Annotated in this window: 14 protein-coding genes and 1 pseudogene; 4 read left to right on the top strand and 11 right to left on the bottom strand. The window is 73.3% G+C overall.

Annotation, left to right across the window (positions count from 1 at the left end):
- Window positions 1-12: 12 nt before the first annotated feature.
- Genes ACZ67Q_RS12700 through ACZ67Q_RS12680 form a run of 5 tightly spaced genes read right to left on the bottom strand, consistent with a single transcriptional unit; the run spans window position 13 to window position 3,867 of the window.
- The gene (locus ACZ67Q_RS12700) at window positions 13-1,083 is read right to left on the bottom strand and encodes a serine hydrolase domain-containing protein (protein ID WP_471180246.1); all 1,071 of its coding nucleotides are present in this window, start codon (window positions 1,081-1,083) and stop codon (window positions 13-15) included.
- Between the two features lie 29 nt (window positions 1,084-1,112).
- Window positions 1,113-2,030, bottom strand: coding sequence for a DUF6895 family protein (locus tag ACZ67Q_RS12695; RefSeq protein WP_471180243.1), 918 nt, complete (start codon window positions 2,028-2,030; stop codon window positions 1,113-1,115).
- Entirely contained in the window at window positions 2,027-2,977 is a 951-nt protein-coding gene (locus tag ACZ67Q_RS12690) for a DUF6895 family protein (RefSeq protein WP_471180241.1), read from the bottom strand. The genes ACZ67Q_RS12695 and ACZ67Q_RS12690 overlap by 4 nt, the downstream gene beginning before the upstream one ends.
- Window positions 2,974-3,666 (bottom strand): hypothetical protein, encoded by a 693-nt coding sequence (locus ACZ67Q_RS12685; protein ID WP_471180238.1) that lies wholly within the window; start codon window positions 3,664-3,666, stop codon window positions 2,974-2,976. The genes ACZ67Q_RS12690 and ACZ67Q_RS12685 overlap by 4 nt, the downstream gene beginning before the upstream one ends.
- Window positions 3,667-3,687: 21 nt before the next feature.
- Window positions 3,688-3,867 carry a hypothetical protein gene (locus ACZ67Q_RS12680; protein WP_361638199.1) on the bottom strand — a complete coding sequence of 60 codons (180 nt, stop codon included), beginning with the start codon at window positions 3,865-3,867 and terminating at the stop codon, window positions 3,688-3,690.
- Window positions 3,868-4,194: 327 nt separating this feature from the next.
- Here ACZ67Q_RS12680 and ACZ67Q_RS12675 point away from each other — a divergent pair, with 327 nt between their 5' ends.
- The 3 genes from ACZ67Q_RS12675 to ACZ67Q_RS12665 all read left to right on the top strand — a co-directional run bounded on the left by ACZ67Q_RS12675 (window position 4,195) and on the right by ACZ67Q_RS12665 (window position 5,521).
- Window positions 4,195-4,800 carry a GNAT family N-acetyltransferase gene (locus ACZ67Q_RS12675; protein WP_471180235.1) on the top strand — a complete coding sequence of 202 codons (606 nt, stop codon included), beginning with the start codon at window positions 4,195-4,197 and terminating at the stop codon, window positions 4,798-4,800.
- Between the two features lie 90 nt (window positions 4,801-4,890).
- Window positions 4,891-5,157: a hypothetical protein gene (locus ACZ67Q_RS12670; RefSeq protein WP_471180232.1), complete on the top strand. Its 267-nt coding sequence runs from the start codon at window positions 4,891-4,893 to the stop codon at window positions 5,155-5,157.
- Between the two features lie 190 nt (window positions 5,158-5,347).
- Entirely contained in the window at window positions 5,348-5,521 is a 174-nt protein-coding gene (locus ACZ67Q_RS12665; RefSeq protein ID WP_471180230.1) for a hypothetical protein, read from the top strand.
- 7 nt (window positions 5,522-5,528) lie between these two features.
- Here ACZ67Q_RS12665 and ACZ67Q_RS12660 read toward each other — a convergent pair whose 3' ends face one another.
- Together ACZ67Q_RS12660 and ACZ67Q_RS12655 are read right to left on the bottom strand one after the other, a co-directional pair.
- Window positions 5,529-6,905: a diacylglycerol/lipid kinase family protein gene (locus tag ACZ67Q_RS12660; RefSeq protein WP_471180227.1), complete on the bottom strand. Its 1,377-nt coding sequence runs from the start codon at window positions 6,903-6,905 to the stop codon at window positions 5,529-5,531.
- Window positions 6,906-7,004: 99 nt separating this feature from the next.
- Window positions 7,005-7,236, bottom strand: a pseudogene (locus ACZ67Q_RS12655) (phytase); the annotation flags it as partial.
- 310 nt (window positions 7,237-7,546) lie between these two features.
- Between ACZ67Q_RS12655 and ACZ67Q_RS12650 the strand changes: the two are divergent.
- Window positions 7,547-7,960, top strand: a complete 414-nt coding sequence (locus ACZ67Q_RS12650) for an SRPBCC family protein (protein WP_471180224.1) — start codon at window positions 7,547-7,549, stop codon at window positions 7,958-7,960.
- 260 nt (window positions 7,961-8,220) lie between these two features.
- Here the strand turns inward: ACZ67Q_RS12650 and ACZ67Q_RS12645 are convergent, their stop codons facing one another.
- The 4 genes from ACZ67Q_RS12645 to ACZ67Q_RS12630 all read right to left on the bottom strand — a co-directional run bounded on the left by ACZ67Q_RS12645 (window position 8,221) and on the right by ACZ67Q_RS12630 (window position 13,961).
- The gene (locus ACZ67Q_RS12645) at window positions 8,221-10,488 is read right to left on the bottom strand and encodes a catalase (RefSeq protein ID WP_471180221.1); all 2,268 of its coding nucleotides are present in this window, start codon (window positions 10,486-10,488) and stop codon (window positions 8,221-8,223) included.
- 361 nt (window positions 10,489-10,849) lie between these two features.
- On the bottom strand, window positions 10,850-11,404 hold the full coding sequence (locus ACZ67Q_RS12640) for an SRPBCC family protein (protein ID WP_471180218.1): 555 nt from the start codon (window positions 11,402-11,404) through the stop codon (window positions 10,850-10,852).
- A gap of 81 nt (window positions 11,405-11,485) precedes the next feature.
- A complete protein-coding gene (locus ACZ67Q_RS12635; protein ID WP_471180216.1) occupies window positions 11,486-12,238 on the bottom strand; it encodes a DedA family protein in 753 nt (250 codons plus the stop codon).
- 151 nt (window positions 12,239-12,389) lie between these two features.
- Window positions 12,390-13,961, bottom strand: coding sequence for an APC family permease (locus tag ACZ67Q_RS12630; protein WP_471180213.1), 1,572 nt, complete (start codon window positions 13,959-13,961; stop codon window positions 12,390-12,392).
- Between the last annotated feature and the right edge of the window lie 80 nt (window positions 13,962-14,041).

Here is a 14,041-nt window from a genome sequence, read left to right as displayed (position 1 = left end):
CCGGGGTGCCTCTCATCGCGCGTCTTCGATCTCGTCGCCCGCGAGCAGCGCGTACGCCGTCGCCACGAAGGGGTCACCGGAGCGGAACCGGCGGGTGCACACCGCTGCCAGCGCGGTGCCGGTGTCCGGCCGGAACCCCAGGAACGCCTGCTGGCCCAGGGTGGCGCCGCTGTGGAAGTACATCGGCCCGCCGTCCGTCGGATGCCGGAACCAGGTGAGGGTGTGCGTGTGCCGGTGGCCCAGGCCCCGGCGCAGCACCGGCACCCGGACCGCCGCCAGCGCGTCGCTCAGCGCGGAGCCGGCCGGTTCGAGGTGGGCCTCGAGGAAGGTGAGCAGGTCGTGCGGGGCGGCCCGGACGGCGCCGGCGGCCTGGAACCCGCCGGGATCGAAGGCCGCGACGAGTGTCCGGCCGTCCCTGGTGTACCCCACGGCGTCGGTGTCCGGGGAGCCCGCCCGCAGCGCGGTGGCGTGCAGGGCGAGCGGGCCCAGCACATGTGCGGTGACCAGGTCCTCCCAGGAGGCCCCGGTGGCCGCGGCGAGGGCGTGGCCGAGCACGGCGACGCCGAAGTTGGAGTAGTGCCAGCGGCTGCCGGGCCGGTGCCGGGGCCGGGCACGCAGGAACGCCTCGACGACCCGCTCCGCCGGGTAGCGGGCGTAGGGCTGGGTGCGCCAGGCGGGCAGCGCACGCGGCAGGAAGTCGCGCGGCAGGGCGGGCAGTCCCGAGGTGTGCGTGATCAGGTGCGTGAGGGTGATCCCGTCGGTGTGCGTCGCCCGGCCGGGTGCCAGGAACGCGGCGGCCGGCTCGCCGCCGGTGAGCGTGCCGCGCCGGATCAGCTCGGCCAGGAGCAGTCCCGTGAACGTCTTCGAGGCGGAGCCGATCTCGTAGCGCAGCTCTTCGCGGGCGGTGGGGCCGCTGCGGTGGCCGCCGCTGTGGACGATCCGGTGCCCGCGCCGGGACAGGGCGAACACGGCGTCGGGCGCGTCGGCGGCGTCGACGGCGGCCGCGAGCCGTTCGCGGACGCGGTCCTCGTCGCCGGACACCGTGGGAGCCGCGCCGGCCCGGGTCTCGTCGAGGGCCGCCATGTCCGGCCACCGTGTGCGGTGCTCGCCGTTCATGACGCGGGGGCCAGTTCGGACAGGACCCGGGACAGGGCCAGTGTGGAGGCGAACGCGGCGACCAGGGTGGGGTGGTAGACCATGTCGAACACCTCGTCCCGCTCGCCCTGCGGCATGGTGCGCACCGCGGGCATGGCGCCGTCCGGTTGCTGGGCGGCGGCGAAGCCCTCCCAGGCCCGGGCGTCGAGGGTGGGCCGGGGCAGGCAGGCGTCGACCACGAGCAACTCGCCGAGCAGGTCCCAGCGTTGCAGGTCCAGCCAGTCGTCGAGCCACACCGGCAGCCACAGCGCCAGGTAGTCGGCGGCGTCGGCGGGCAGGCCCCCGGGGTGTTCGCCCCAGTCGGTGAGGTGGAACACCGCGTGGGTGATGTCGTAGGCGGTGTGGCCCTCGACCGTCCACGGCTCGGGGCGGCGGGCGAGCCAGGTACCGCGGTAGGCCTCGGCCTCCGCCGTCCGCGGGGTCAGGCCGAAGCGGCGCTGGAAGGCCGACAGACCGAGCCTGCGGGTGGGGGTCGTCTCGAAGGCGGACCAGCTCTCCAGCCGGTGGTTGAGCGCGGTGGTCCGCTCGATCTCCGGCCGGCTGTAACCGAGTTCCCGGAAGGGCAGGTACACCTCGAACGGGATCGGCGAGAACGGCTCGGTGCGCTGTCCGCGGTCCAGCATGCGGCCGCCGTCGAGGGTGTCGCGCCACACGTGGTCGAGCAGGCTGCGGGCCAGTTCGGTCTGGCGCGAGCCGGCCACCCCCTCGCGGAAGAGGACGGTGCACACGAGGGCGAGTTCACCGAGGGGCTTGAAGCGTTCGAGGAAGCCCACCTCCGGATCCACGTCGACCTCCAGGCGGAAGCCGTCGCGGTGGGCCCACAGCCATTCGAGGGCACGGACCCCGACGGTGTGCATCAGGCGCGCGCCGGTCATGCGGGTGCTCCTTGTCGGCCCTGGGGGACCCGGGTGGTGTCCCCGTCGAGGCGGCCGAGGGCCAGCACGCCCGCGAAGGCCGCCATGAGGGTGGAGTGGTAGTGGCCGAGGAAGTCCGGGGCGTCGCCGGGGGCCGCCGCGCCGCCGGCCTCCTCGGGGATGGCGCCCGTCGGGTGCCGGGCGGCGGCGAGCGCGCTCCAGGCGTCCTCGTGCCCGGCGGGGCCGGACGCGGACGGTACGCTCGCCGCCACGGCCAGCAGTTCGCAGGACAGGTCCCACATGCCCGCGTCGAGACAGGTGTCGAGCCAGGCAGGCAGCCACAGCTCCAGATAGCCGGCCAGGTCCGGCGGGAGGCCGGGGCCGCCGCGGCCCCAGTCGGTGAGGTGGTAGACGACGTGGGTCAGTGTGTAGCCGGAGAGGCGTTCGAACGTCCACGGCTCGGGCAGGCCGCCGAGCCAGGTGCGGCGCAGCACCTCCGCCACCTCGCCGTCGGGCCGGCGACCGCAGTGCCGTTCGGCGAGCAGCACACCCAACCGGCGTACCGGCCACTGCTCGACGAGCCGGCGGCCGCGGGTGCCGGCCACCTGGGCGGCCAGCGCGGCGAAACCGTCGTGGCGCAGGCCCGCCGACGCGAACGCGGCGTACACCTCCAAGGGGTACGTGGCGAAGGGCTCGCGGCGCTGCTGACGGACGAGCAGGTCGCCCTGCCCGGTCTGCTTCCACGCGTACTCCAGCAGGTCCGTGGCGTGGGCGTGCAGCGGGTCCGCGGGCGCGGTGCAGGCCAGCGTGGTGGAGCAGACCTGGGCGAGTTCGCCGAGCGGCTTCCAGGTGGTGTTCACCACCTGCGGGTCGTCGAGGGTGCCGTCGCCGAGGACGAACCGGTCGCGTTCGGCGGAGACCCAGGTGAACGCCGCCTCGGTCACCTCCCGTACGCGGGTCGCGCTCACGCGGTCACCCCGGCGCGCATCAGGCGTGCGGCCCGCACCTGCAGGGCCACGCACGCGTCGCCGTCTCCCATCAGTTCCACGAAGTCCAGCCCGGTGTCCAGCCCGAGGGTCTCGGGGACGTCCTCGAGCAGGGCCAGCCAGCGTCCGGCTCCGGCGGCCTGCCGCCAGTCGCGGCGGCGTACGGCCCGCACGAAGCCCCGGCTGACGTCGACGACCCGTTGCTGTGCCCCGCGGAACACGGCGCTGTCCTCACCCGGCACGGCGAGCGGGGCCAGGACGGCGAGCCGATGGGTCAGCCCCTGCCAGGGTTCCTCCCGCAGCCAGTCCGTGCCGGGCTCGGCGGGGGGAGGGCCGCCGAAGGCGGGGTCGACGCGGCGCAGGGCACGGACCATGCCCCAGTGGCTCCACGCCACCGCCGGGGCGGCGTCGGGGCGGGGCCCGAACGCCTGGGCCGCCGTGTGCACCGTGGCCAGTTCGTGCGCGGCGGGCGCCGTGCCCGACAGGACGTACGGCAGAAGCAGATCGGCTCCCAGCACCCGCACCGCGGCGAGGGTGACGCCGTCCGCCCGGTCGTTCAGGGCCTCGCCGGGCAGGGGGGCGTGGCCGCCGCCGCGGAGGGCGGAGGCCACGCCGGAAGCGAGGTCCTGCACCACGCCCTGGAGAAGGGTCGAAGTACCTGACTGCTCCATGCGATGCTCCCGTTCGATCCGTCAGCCCTTCTTCGGGCGGGGGGTCGGCGGGGACAGCAGGAGGCTCGTGGTGCCGGCCTGCAGTGCGAGCGCGGCGCACTCCCTGCTGTCGCGGTAGACACCGTCGGGCTCGGCGGGATCCAGGACTTCCTCGAGCTCGACGTCGACGAGTTCGTCGATCATGCGGTCGGTGGAAGGCATATGACCATCTCCCTGTGCGGTTGAGCGGATACCCACCTTCCTGGTTCACCCGTTTTGGGCTGATGATGCAGAAAATCCCATAAATACCTTTTCGTCACTTCTTCAACATAGGTCCAGTGGCGCCGCGGGGTGCCTTGCCGGTTCTCGCCCCGGCGCCCGGCAGGTTGCCCCCTGTGACGGACCCACGCGCCGCCACGGCGGATCGGAGTCCGCCTCCGCGACGCGGGCGGCCGTACCTCCCTCGGGCCACCGTGACCGGTTGACCCCGGTCCGGGTGTCAACGACCCCTGTGTCCCGGGCTGTTGGCGCCGGTGGCACAATGCCCGCATGCCGATACCCGAGATCGCGGCGGCGGCGCCGGAAGACGTTTCCCTGATCGGCCGCGTCCTGACCCGCGCCTTCGACGACGACCCGATGATGCGCTGGTTCTTCCCCGACGAGGCCCTGCGCGCCCGGCAGTTGGGGGAGTACTTCGCCATCTTGTTCACCCGTCAGTACGGCCTCCACGGCGTGTGCGAACGCACCGATGCGGCCGTGGCCTTCTGGGTGCCCGCCGACGCGCGCGACAAGGCGGTTCCGGACGAGGAGACGATCCGCCGGCTCATGGACGTGCTGGGCGAGCGCGCCCCCGCGTTCCGGGACGCCGTCGAGCAGGCCGCCGGGCACAGCCCTCGGGAGCTGCACTGGTACCTCGCCGTGATCGGCGCCGACCCCGCCGCCCGCGGTCTCGGCCATGGAGCCGCCCTGCTGCGCTCCGGGCTGGCGCAGGCCGACGCGGCGGGCCTGCCGGTGCATCTGGAGTCGTCGAAGCCCGACAACCTCCCCTTCTACGAGCACTTCGGCTTCCGTGTGCGTGAGGAACTGCGGCTCGGACCCGACGGCCCGCCCCTGTGGTCCATGTGGCGCGAGCCGCGCCCCGTCGCGGTGGCCTGAGGGCACGGACCGGGGTGGGGCCGCCCGGGGGTGCGGCCGGGCCGCACGGGTGCACGCGCCGTTGTCAGTGGTGGATGCGACGCTGTGACCATGGACGAGACGGAGTTCATGCAAGGGCGTGTGTACGGCGCCGACCACGAGGACGCCTCGCCCCGGCAGGGCCGCGTCTACGCCGAGTTGGTGGGCGGCCCGCTGGACGGACTGCTGCTGGACGTCACCGACGCGGCGCAGCGCCCTGCGGGCGGGAGCGTGGCCCTGCCGACCGAGATAGGCCGCCACGGTCCCGGGGGCCGCGCGGTGTACGCGCCCCGCGCGTCGGACCCGAGCCGCTTCGACTGGCAGGGCGACGTCCCCTGACCCGGCTTCGTCCAGGGTCACGTCCTCCGGCCCTGCCGCCGACCGGCAAGCGACTACTGTCCGTGTCCGCAGGGGTGGTGCGGAGCCGACTTTCCAGTACCGCCAGTAACATGATCACCTTGTCTCCGGGTGCACCGTACAGTCAATTCCGGCGCTGTCTGAAGCACGCGCCCTCATCCGGAGATTTGTCATGCCCTCTGAGAATGCGGCCCTCGAAGAAGCCCGCGCGACCTACCAGCAGCACATGCGCACGTGCCGTCAGTGTCACGCCGACGGAGCCGCCTGCGCCGTCGCGAAACACCTGATGCGGATCTACAACAACGCCCGCAGGCAGCACAACGGCCCGGCCGCGCACGAGCGCTGACGCAGCGTCAGCCGCGCATCCGCCGCGGCACGGCCGTGCGGCCCACCGACGCGGCGAGCTTGCGCACCCGCCGCCAGTTCATCCGGGGCGGCGGCTCGGGCACCCCGGGGCGCTGCCGGGGCACCCGCACCCGCAGCGCGCGGCGGGCGATGCGGCAGTGCACCGGGGTGGTCAGCACATGCGCCTCGCCGTCGATGCCGACCTCGATGACCGCCTGGTCCGCGTCCACGACCACCTCACGCGCCGCGGCGATGGTGAGCCCGGCGGGCTGCGGATCCAGCAGCAGCGCCGCCGCCTCCACCGCGCTGTCCACCCGGATGCCCAGTACGCCGAGCGTCCCCGTGTCCAGCCGGTCCCGCCGGCCGAGCCCCAGCGGGTCACCCGTGCGATAGGGGTTGTTGCTCACCAGTACGGCGTGCGGCTGGTGCAGCGCCGAGGCCTCGGCCGGGGCCCCTCGCAGCCGGGCCGTCAGCCGCGGACCGTCCTGACGGGTCAGCAGATCGGGCAGCATCTCCAGCGCGGTGCCCACCTTGTCGCCCCGGTACGCCGGGTTCTGGATGACCGCGGCGTAGGCGCCGAACGAGGCGTTGTTCACGAACGGGTGCCCGCTCGCGAAGCCCAGGTCCACCCGCAGTTCCACCCCGTCGGCAAGGGCGTCCAGACCGGCGGCCGGGTCCTCCCGGTCCAGCCCGAGATCCATGGCGAAGTGGTTGCGGGTGCCCGCGCTGATCACCAGGAACGGCAGGCCGTGCTCGGCGGCCACCGCCGCCACCAGCGCCTGCGTGCCGTCGCCGCCCGCCGCGCCCAGCAGGTCCGCGCCGCGCCGGACGGCCGCCTGCGCCAGCACCGTGACGTCCTGCTCCTCGGCCGGGTCCAGCAGGACCACCTCGGCGCCGAGCGCCTCCGCCTTCTCCTTCAGGCCGAAGCGCTCCACCTTGCCGTCACCGGAACGCGGGTTCATGATCAGGAACGGCCGCCGGGGCGGCGAAACGGCCCGCTCGCGCATCCGCAGGGCGTGCTCACCGCTGCTGCGCAGGGCGTACCGGCCGCACCACACGGCCACGCCCCACAGCGCCGGGGAGACGAGGAGCGCCCACAGGAACGTCACCGCGAACAGCGCGAGCACGGCCGCGGGCGTGGCCACGGCCAGCACCGTCGCCGCCACGCGGACCGGGCCCCGCCGGGACAGCGCCCACCACAGGGCGGCGGCCGTCACACCGAGCCCGGCCGTGCCGGCCAGCATGAGCAGCAGCCCCGTGACACCGCCGACCAGGACGGGCAGCACAACGGCGGCCGCGGCCGCCGCCAGCGACGCCCGTGCGGCCCACCGCTGTCCCCAGGGGACATGTCCGCCGAAGTCCACGCCGCCCGCCTCCTCCCACACCCGCGCTCATCGTAGGCGCCGCGGCGCGCGGAGCCCACGCGGGTCAGTCGTCCAGAGCGTCCAGCATGTCGCCGAGGCCGACGAACTCGAAGTTCGTCGCCGCCCGGGCGCGTCGCCCGCGTGCGCCGGGGCGGGCGCCGGGACGGACTGCACGACCCGCGCGTCCAGGTCGTAGACCCGCAGCCCGCCCTGCTTGGCCGTGGCGACGACCAGGCTGTGGTCGGGCTCGGGCGGCGTCGCGCCAGTTGGCGGGGTCGTCCGCGTCGGCCTTCCCGCCGGCCGCGTCGTCGTACAGGGCGGGGGTCTCCAGCCGGGGACGGACGGCCGGCAGGTCCGTGTCGTCGGCCGCGGCCGGTCAGGCGGTCGCGAGCGCCAGGGCGGCCGCGACGACGCACGCGCCGGCGGCGCCGGGTCGGATGCTCTGCACGCACACTCCTCGGTCGGGGGTGGGCAAAACGGTGTTGATCTTGCGGACGTCACCGGTCGCCCCGGCGGCCGGGCGCGGGCGCTGCGGTGACCGGGCGCGGGCGCTGCGGTGACCGGGCCGGAAACTTCGCGTGCCGTGCGCGGGACGGCTTGGACCACGGCAGGAGGGGCACGCGGTACGAGGCGTAGCTCCCGACCCGAGGAACGGTGCAGCGATGAGCGAGTACGAGCGTTCGCGCACGATGCCGGCGCAGCCCGAGCACGTCTTCGATCAGGCCGCGCAGGTGGACCAGTTGGACGCCTGGCTGCCGCAGGCCCTGCATGTGCGGGCCGACGACCTGCCGGCCGTCACCGTGCACGAAGACCGCGGCGGCCACGACACGGCCGCCCTGCTCAAGCCACGGCCCGAACAGATGCGTCTCGAGTGGGGCACCCGCGACCAGGGCGACTACGCCGGCTGGCTCCAGGTCGCCGGGATGGGCAGCGGGGCCAGCGAGGTCACCGTGCACCTGTCGTTCTTCGACGAGGAACACGACCCCGGCGAGCAGCGGGTGCAGGAGGCCCTCGACGCCAGCCTGGAGCGGCTGGAGCAGCAGGTCAGGCTGCGCGAGGACAGCGCGACCGGCTGACGGCACCGCCGTCGAGCAGCCGAGCGGCGCGGGACCGCTGACACGGGTCCCGCGCCGCTCGGCTGCCCGCCGTCCGTTCGGGATTGCCGGACGCGGGATTGCCGGACGCCCGAGGGAGCCCCGGGCGCGTCGGACGCCCGGACGTGTACGGGAGACGGCCGGACGCGCGCGGGGAAGACCCGGACGCGCAGGGGCCGCGTGCAGCACGGGTGTGCTGCACGCGGCCCCTGACCGGTACGGCTGTGAGCCGTCGGTCCGGCTCAGGCCTCGCCCGTGAACCGTTCCCAGACCCGGTGGGCGCCCAGCAGACGGGTGACCTCGCCCACCGCCGCCGTGGCGCTGTCGGCGCGGACCACGCCGGGGGCGTCGGCGGGCACACCGGCCGACTGCAGCACCCCTTCGGCGCCGTCCCACACGGCGATGGCCTTGCCGTGCCGGAACGCCTCCGACAGCAGCAGCGCCACCCGCGGGTCAGAGGAGCCCTGAGGTACGGCCGCGGGCGCGCCCTTGGCGTCCCGGGCGCCGTAGGCGTCGTCGCCCACACCCGGCGCCCCGGCCACCAGGACGGCGTCGAACTCCACCGAGCGGGCCGTGGCGTAGCTGCGCTGCACCGTCACCGCGCCCTCGCCGTCACCGAGAACACCGCCCGTCGGCGCGACGACCAGCGGGACCATGCCGCTCTCGAGCACCGCCTCGCGCACGGCGCGCACCCCCGCAAGGTCGCCGTCGCGGCCGGTGACGATCCCGACGATGCGGCCGTCCGTCGGCCAGGTCTGCCCGACCTGGGACAGCGCAGGGCTCGGCTCGACGTCGGCGAGCGGTACGGTCGGCTTGGGCTCGGGCAGCCCGAGACCCGCGGCGACACCAGCGCACAGCTCCGGGTCGATGTTGGCCAGCACCTGCAACGCCCGTTCCTTGACGGCCTGTTCGTAACACTTGCCCAGCTCGAAGGTGTACGCGCCGATGATGTGCTCGCGCTCCACCGTGCTCATGCTCAGCCAGAACCGCCGCGGCTGGCTGAAGTGGTCGTCGAACGACTGGGGCGCCTGGCGCACCTTCGTCGCCTCCGGCACCCGCACCGGCGCCTCGACGTAGGCGCCCATGTCCGCGCCGGCGGTGAACGGGCAGCCCCCGTCGACGGAGTTGGGCCGGTACGGTGCCGCACCGCGGTGCACGGCGGTCTGGTGCATGCCGTCCCGCAGCATGTCGTTGACCGGCGCGTGCGGACGGTTGATCGGCACCTGCGGGAAGTTGGGGCCGCCCAGCCGGGTGATCTGCGTGTCCAGGTAGGAGAACAGGCGACCGGAGAGCAGCGGGTCGTCGGTGATGTCGATGCCGGGCACGAGATGACCCGGGTGGAAGGCGACCTGCTCGGTCTCGGCGAAGAAGTTCGACGGGTTGCGATTGAGGGTGAGCAGCCCGATCGGCTGCACCGGGGCCAGCTCCTCCGGCACGAGGTTGGTCGGGTCGAGCAGGTCGATGCCCTCGAAGGTCTGCTCGGGGGTGTCCGGGAAGGTCTGGATGCCGAGCTCCCACTCCGGGTAGGCGCCCGCCTCGATCGCGTCGGCCAGATCCCGCCGGTGGAAGTCCGGGTCGACGCCGCCCGCGATCTGCGCCTCCTCCCAGACCAGGGAGTGCACGCCCAGCTTCGGCTTCCAGTGGAACTTCACCAGGGTCGTTCCGCCGTCGGCGTTCACCAGCCGGAAGGTGTGGACGCCGAAGCCCTCCATCGTCCGGTACGACCGCGGGATGCCCCGGTCGGACATGTTCCACAGGGTGTGGTGGGTGGCCTCGGTGTGCAGGCTGACGAAGTCCCAGAAGGTGTCGTGCGCGCTCTGAGCCTGCGGGATCTCCCGGTCCGGGTGCGGCTTGGCGGCGTGGACGACGTCCGGGAACTTGATCGCGTCCTGGATGAAGAAGACGGGGATGTTGTTGCCGACCAGGTCGAAGACGCCCTCGCTGGTGTAGAACTTCGTCGCGAAGCCACGGGTGTCGCGCACCGTGTCCGACGAGCCGCGTGAGCCCAGGACGGTGGAGAAGCGCACGAACACCGGGGTCTCGGCGTCCTTGGCGAGGAAGGCCGCCTTGGTCACCGGCGTGGCGGTGCCGTAGCCGCGGAAGATGCCGTGCGCCGCGGCGCCCCGCGCGTGCACCACCCGCTCCGGGATGCGCTCGTGGTCGAAGTGCATCACCTTCTCGCGCAGATGGTGGTCCTGCAGCAGTACCGGTCCGCGCGGCCCGGCCTTCAGCGAGTGGTCCGTGTCGTACAGCCGGGTGCCCTGCGCGGTGGTCAGACGGGCGCCCTGCTGGGCCATCGCCGCCTGGTCGGTGCCGGTGGGAACGCCGGTGGGCGAGTAGGTGCCGGGGCCGGTCTGGTCCGGCTTCGGCGGCAGCGGCTCGCGCGCCTCGGTGGGCTCCTCGAGGGACGGCGGCTCGGGCCCGGGGCGGCCGGGGATGCCGTCGGCGGGGCCCGTGTCACCGCCGAAGACCTTCTCGGCCGCCTTCTTCAACGGGTTGCTTTCGCTCATGTGTGATCCCTTGTCTCCGGCCGCGCCGTGTGGCGCGGCCGGGCTGCCCTGCGGGTGGATGACCGTCCGCCGCGCCGCACCGCGCACCGCGGGCGCGATCCCGAACGTGCGGCGCCGGGGCGCATGACGCCGCCGACGCGGCGCCGGTACGCGCCCGCCCGGGCGCATGGCGCGCACGGTCCGGCGGCGGAGCCGAACTCCGCCGCCGGACCGGTGCAGCACCTGATCGGCGCGGCAACGTCACGACGCCCCTGCGGGGGCGCGAGCACTGCCAACGTCCCACGGCACGGGGCGCCGCGCATGGGGCGCGCGGCGCGCGGGTGAACCGGCGTGCGCCCCGTCCGCCGGACGGTCTCGATGGTCAGAGACCCGTGCCGCCGGGCATGCCGCCCGTGCCGCCGGGCATCCCGCCGGTACCGCCGGGCATCCCGCCCGTGCCGCCCGGCATGCCGCCCGTCTCGCCGGGCGCGATGCGGCCGCGCCACGACCCGGACTCGGCGCCCCGCTCCTCGATGTACTGCTTGAAGCGCTTCATGTCGCCCTTGACGCGGCGGTCGATCGTGCCCACCAGGTCCGCCACCTTCTCCGCCGCGCTGCTCGGCTCGACCTCCATCACCAGCTCCACGCGCGTGTGCGTGTCGTCCACGCGCTGGAAGCGGACACTGCCCTTCTGGTCGGTGTCGCCGCTGGTCGTGCGCCAGGTGATGCGCTCGTCAGGGAGCTGGTCGACGATCTCGGTGTCGAACTCGCGCGTCACACCACCGATCTTCGTGGTCCAGTGGTTGTGGCGGTCGTCCAGCTGCCTTACCTCCTCGACACCCTCCATGAAGTGCGGAAACTCCTCGAACTGCGTCCACTGGTTGTACGCGGTGTGGACCGGCACGTCGACCTCGACGGTTTCCTTGACCGTGCTCATCTTCGTTCCTCCGTGTTCATGGCGTGACGGATCGGTACGAAGCGGCGGGTACCCGACCGGCGGCGATCTCCACCTGCGAGCTCAGTCGTCTTCCTGCACGGGGGATTCGGAGGCCGGGAGCTCGGGCTCGGAGGACCGCGCGGGGGAGTCCTCGGCCGGCGCCTTGCGGACCGTGGAGCGGTCCCGGCCGTGTTCCGGGGCACGCGCGTGTCCCCGCGCGCGCCGGACCCGCAACGCCTCCCACAGCAGGGGCAGCAGGGAGAGCACGACGATCGCGGCGACCATCGGGATCAGATAGACGTCGACGTGCGCCACCGACGTGCCCAGCAGATATCCGGCCAGGATCAGCGTCTGGGACCACAGCACACCGCCGACCGCTTGCCACAGCGTGAAGGTCCGCACGGGAACGCCGAGCGCGCCGGCCACCGGGTGCAGCACGGTCCGCAGCACCGGTACGAAACGGCCGAGCACCAGCGCCTTGCCGTAGCCGTAGCGGGCCAGGAACCGCTCCGCCCGGCCCGCTCCCTCGCGCAGCCGAGTGCTGGAGTTGCGGGACAGCAACGCCTTTCCGCCGTGACGCCCCAGCAGGTAGCCGACCTGCCCGCCGACCACGGCCCCGACCGCGCCGCACAGCAGCACCTGCCAGAGCTCGAGCCGTGCCCCGTGCCCGGAGCTGTCCGCGCACAGCACTCCGGCCGGGAAGAGCAGGGTGTCCCCGGGCAGGAAGAAGCCGAAGACGAGCAGCCCCGACTCGGCGAAGATCACCACCAGGACGCCGAGCGCGCCGAAGGCGGCCAGCACCGAGGCGCTGTCCGTCGGGTTGACGGCGATCACCGGCTTCGCCTCCCGGCCGTCGGTCGGATCCTCCTGAGGGGTGACCGCACGGGCCGCCCCCCACCAGCATCGCGTGAACCGGGCCGACAGGCATGGGCGGCGACCGGCGCGCAGTCCGGTCGCCGCCCATGGGGAGCGCGAAGGGCGGGTTTTACGGCTCGTCGACGACGAGGGCCGGGGTGGCTGCCGTGAGGATCTCGCCGCGGAAGAACGCGGGGCTGCGGCGGCGCATCACGAGCATGATCACCACGCCGAGCAGGAGGAGGCCGACGCCGATCACGAAGACGGAACCCACGCCGAGGACGGAGGACCCGCTGCCGTACGCCGGATTCCACATGTCGTACAGCGTCTTGCCGAAGACGGCGGTCAGCAGCATGCCGCCGAGCACCGGGAAAAGGCCCTTGAAGACGGCGTCGCGCACGGAGCGGGTCAGGTCGCCGCGGAAGAACCAGGCGCAGGCGAAGGCGGTGAGGGCGTAGTAGAAGCAGATCATCAGGCCGAGCGCGTAGATCGTGTCGACCAGGACGTGCTCGCTGGCCAGCGTCATGACGGTGTAGAAGACGGCCGTCGCGGCGCCGGCGACGACGGTGGCCCGCCCGGGGGTGCGGAACCGCTCGTGCACGTGCGCGTACGACGCCGGCAGGGCCTCGTAGGTGGCCATCGCGAGGACCGTGCGGGCGACCGGGATGAACGTCGTCTGCAGACTGGCGGCGGCCGAGGCCAGGACGGCGACGAACAGCAGGATGCCGAGGGCGTCACCCATGACCGGGCCGGCCAGCGCGGCGAAGACGTTGTCGGAGGTGTCCGGGTCGGCCAGGCCCAGGCCGGAGGTGCCGGAGCCGACCGCCATCTGGGCGGCCACCGCGGTGGTCAGGTAGGAGCCGACCAGTACCACCATCGCGATCAGCGCGGCCCGGCCGGGGGTCTTGTCGCTGCCGATGGTCTCCTCGTTGGCCGTCAGACAGGTGTCCCAGCCCCAGTACATGAAGATCGACAGGGAGAGGCCCGCGCTGAACGACGCGAAGGACTTGACCTCGAAGGGGTTGAGCCAGGACCAGGAGAAGCCGAGGTGGCCGGCGAAGGAGCCGGAGTGGGCGGCCCGCAGGGCCAGGACGACGAAAAGGGCGAGCACCACGAGCTGGATGCCCACCAGCGCGTACTGCACGCCCTTCGTCGTCGTCATGCCGCGGTAGCTGATCGCGGTCGCGCCGCCGATCAGCGCCAGACAGGTGACGATGTGCACGGCCTTGTCGCCGTCCAGCGCGGCCACCGCGTCGCTGCCGGAGAGCTGGCCGGCCAGCAGCCAGAAGTACGACGTGGCGACCCCGGCCAGGTTGGACAGCACGATCACGGTCGCGATCACCAGGCCCCAGCCGCACATCCAGCCGATGTGCGGGCCGAACGCCTTCACCGTCCAGGTGAAGGAGGTACCGCAGTCCGGGACCGCCTTGTTCAGCTCCCGGTAGGCGAAGGCGACCAGCAGCATCGGCAGGAACCCGGCGAGAAACACGGCGGGCATGTGCACACCGACCTCGCCGGCGGTGGAGCCGAGGGTGGAGGTGAGGCAGTAGACGGGGGCGACGGTGGAGACGCCGATCACCGCACTGCCCAGCAGTCCGACGGAGTTGCCGCCCAGTCCCTTGCCCCGTACGCCCTCGCCGAGGGCCGTGCCGTCGTCCGGTGGCCGTGTCCCGCCTTTGGGACGTGTCGCCGTGTCAGTCATGGATGATGACGTTAAATCATGCGATATCCGTACATACCGCTCTCACGGAAGTCGCCGACGGCCTCATATTTATAGGTCAT

The sequence above is a fragment of the Streptomyces sp. NPDC036813 genome (assembly GCF_055609245.1).
The sequence above is the reverse complement of the archived record's forward strand: the minus strand, read 5'-3'. Positions and strand labels throughout refer to the sequence as shown.

Bases quoted from the DNA above. Each gene is read 5' to 3' on its own strand.
- ACZ67Q_RS12700 (WP_471180246.1), bottom strand. From the start codon at position 1,083: ATGGCGGCCCTCGACGAGACCCGGGCCGGCGCGGCTCCCACGGTGTCC.
- ACZ67Q_RS12695 (WP_471180243.1), bottom strand. From the start codon at position 2,030: ATGACCGGCGCGCGCCTGATGCACACCGTCGGGGTCCGTGCCCTCGAA.
- ACZ67Q_RS12685 (WP_471180238.1), bottom strand. From the start codon at position 3,666: ATGGAGCAGTCAGGTACTTCGACCCTTCTCCAGGGCGTGGTGCAGGAC.
- ACZ67Q_RS12680 (WP_361638199.1), bottom strand. From the start codon at position 3,867: ATGCCTTCCACCGACCGCATGATCGACGAACTCGTCGACGTCGAGCTC.
- ACZ67Q_RS12675 (WP_471180235.1), top strand. From the start codon at position 4,195: ATGCCGATACCCGAGATCGCGGCGGCGGCGCCGGAAGACGTTTCCCTG.
- ACZ67Q_RS12670 (WP_471180232.1), top strand. From the start codon at position 4,891: ATGGACGAGACGGAGTTCATGCAAGGGCGTGTGTACGGCGCCGACCAC.
- ACZ67Q_RS12665 (WP_471180230.1), top strand. From the start codon at position 5,348: ATGCCCTCTGAGAATGCGGCCCTCGAAGAAGCCCGCGCGACCTACCAG.
- ACZ67Q_RS12650 (WP_471180224.1), top strand. From the start codon at position 7,547: ATGAGCGAGTACGAGCGTTCGCGCACGATGCCGGCGCAGCCCGAGCAC.
- ACZ67Q_RS12645 (WP_471180221.1), bottom strand. From the start codon at position 10,488: ATGAGCGAAAGCAACCCGTTGAAGAAGGCGGCCGAGAAGGTCTTCGGC.
- ACZ67Q_RS12640 (WP_471180218.1), bottom strand. From the start codon at position 11,404: ATGAGCACGGTCAAGGAAACCGTCGAGGTCGACGTGCCGGTCCACACC.
- ACZ67Q_RS12630 (WP_471180213.1), bottom strand. From the start codon at position 13,961: ATGACTGACACGGCGACACGTCCCAAAGGCGGGACACGGCCACCGGAC.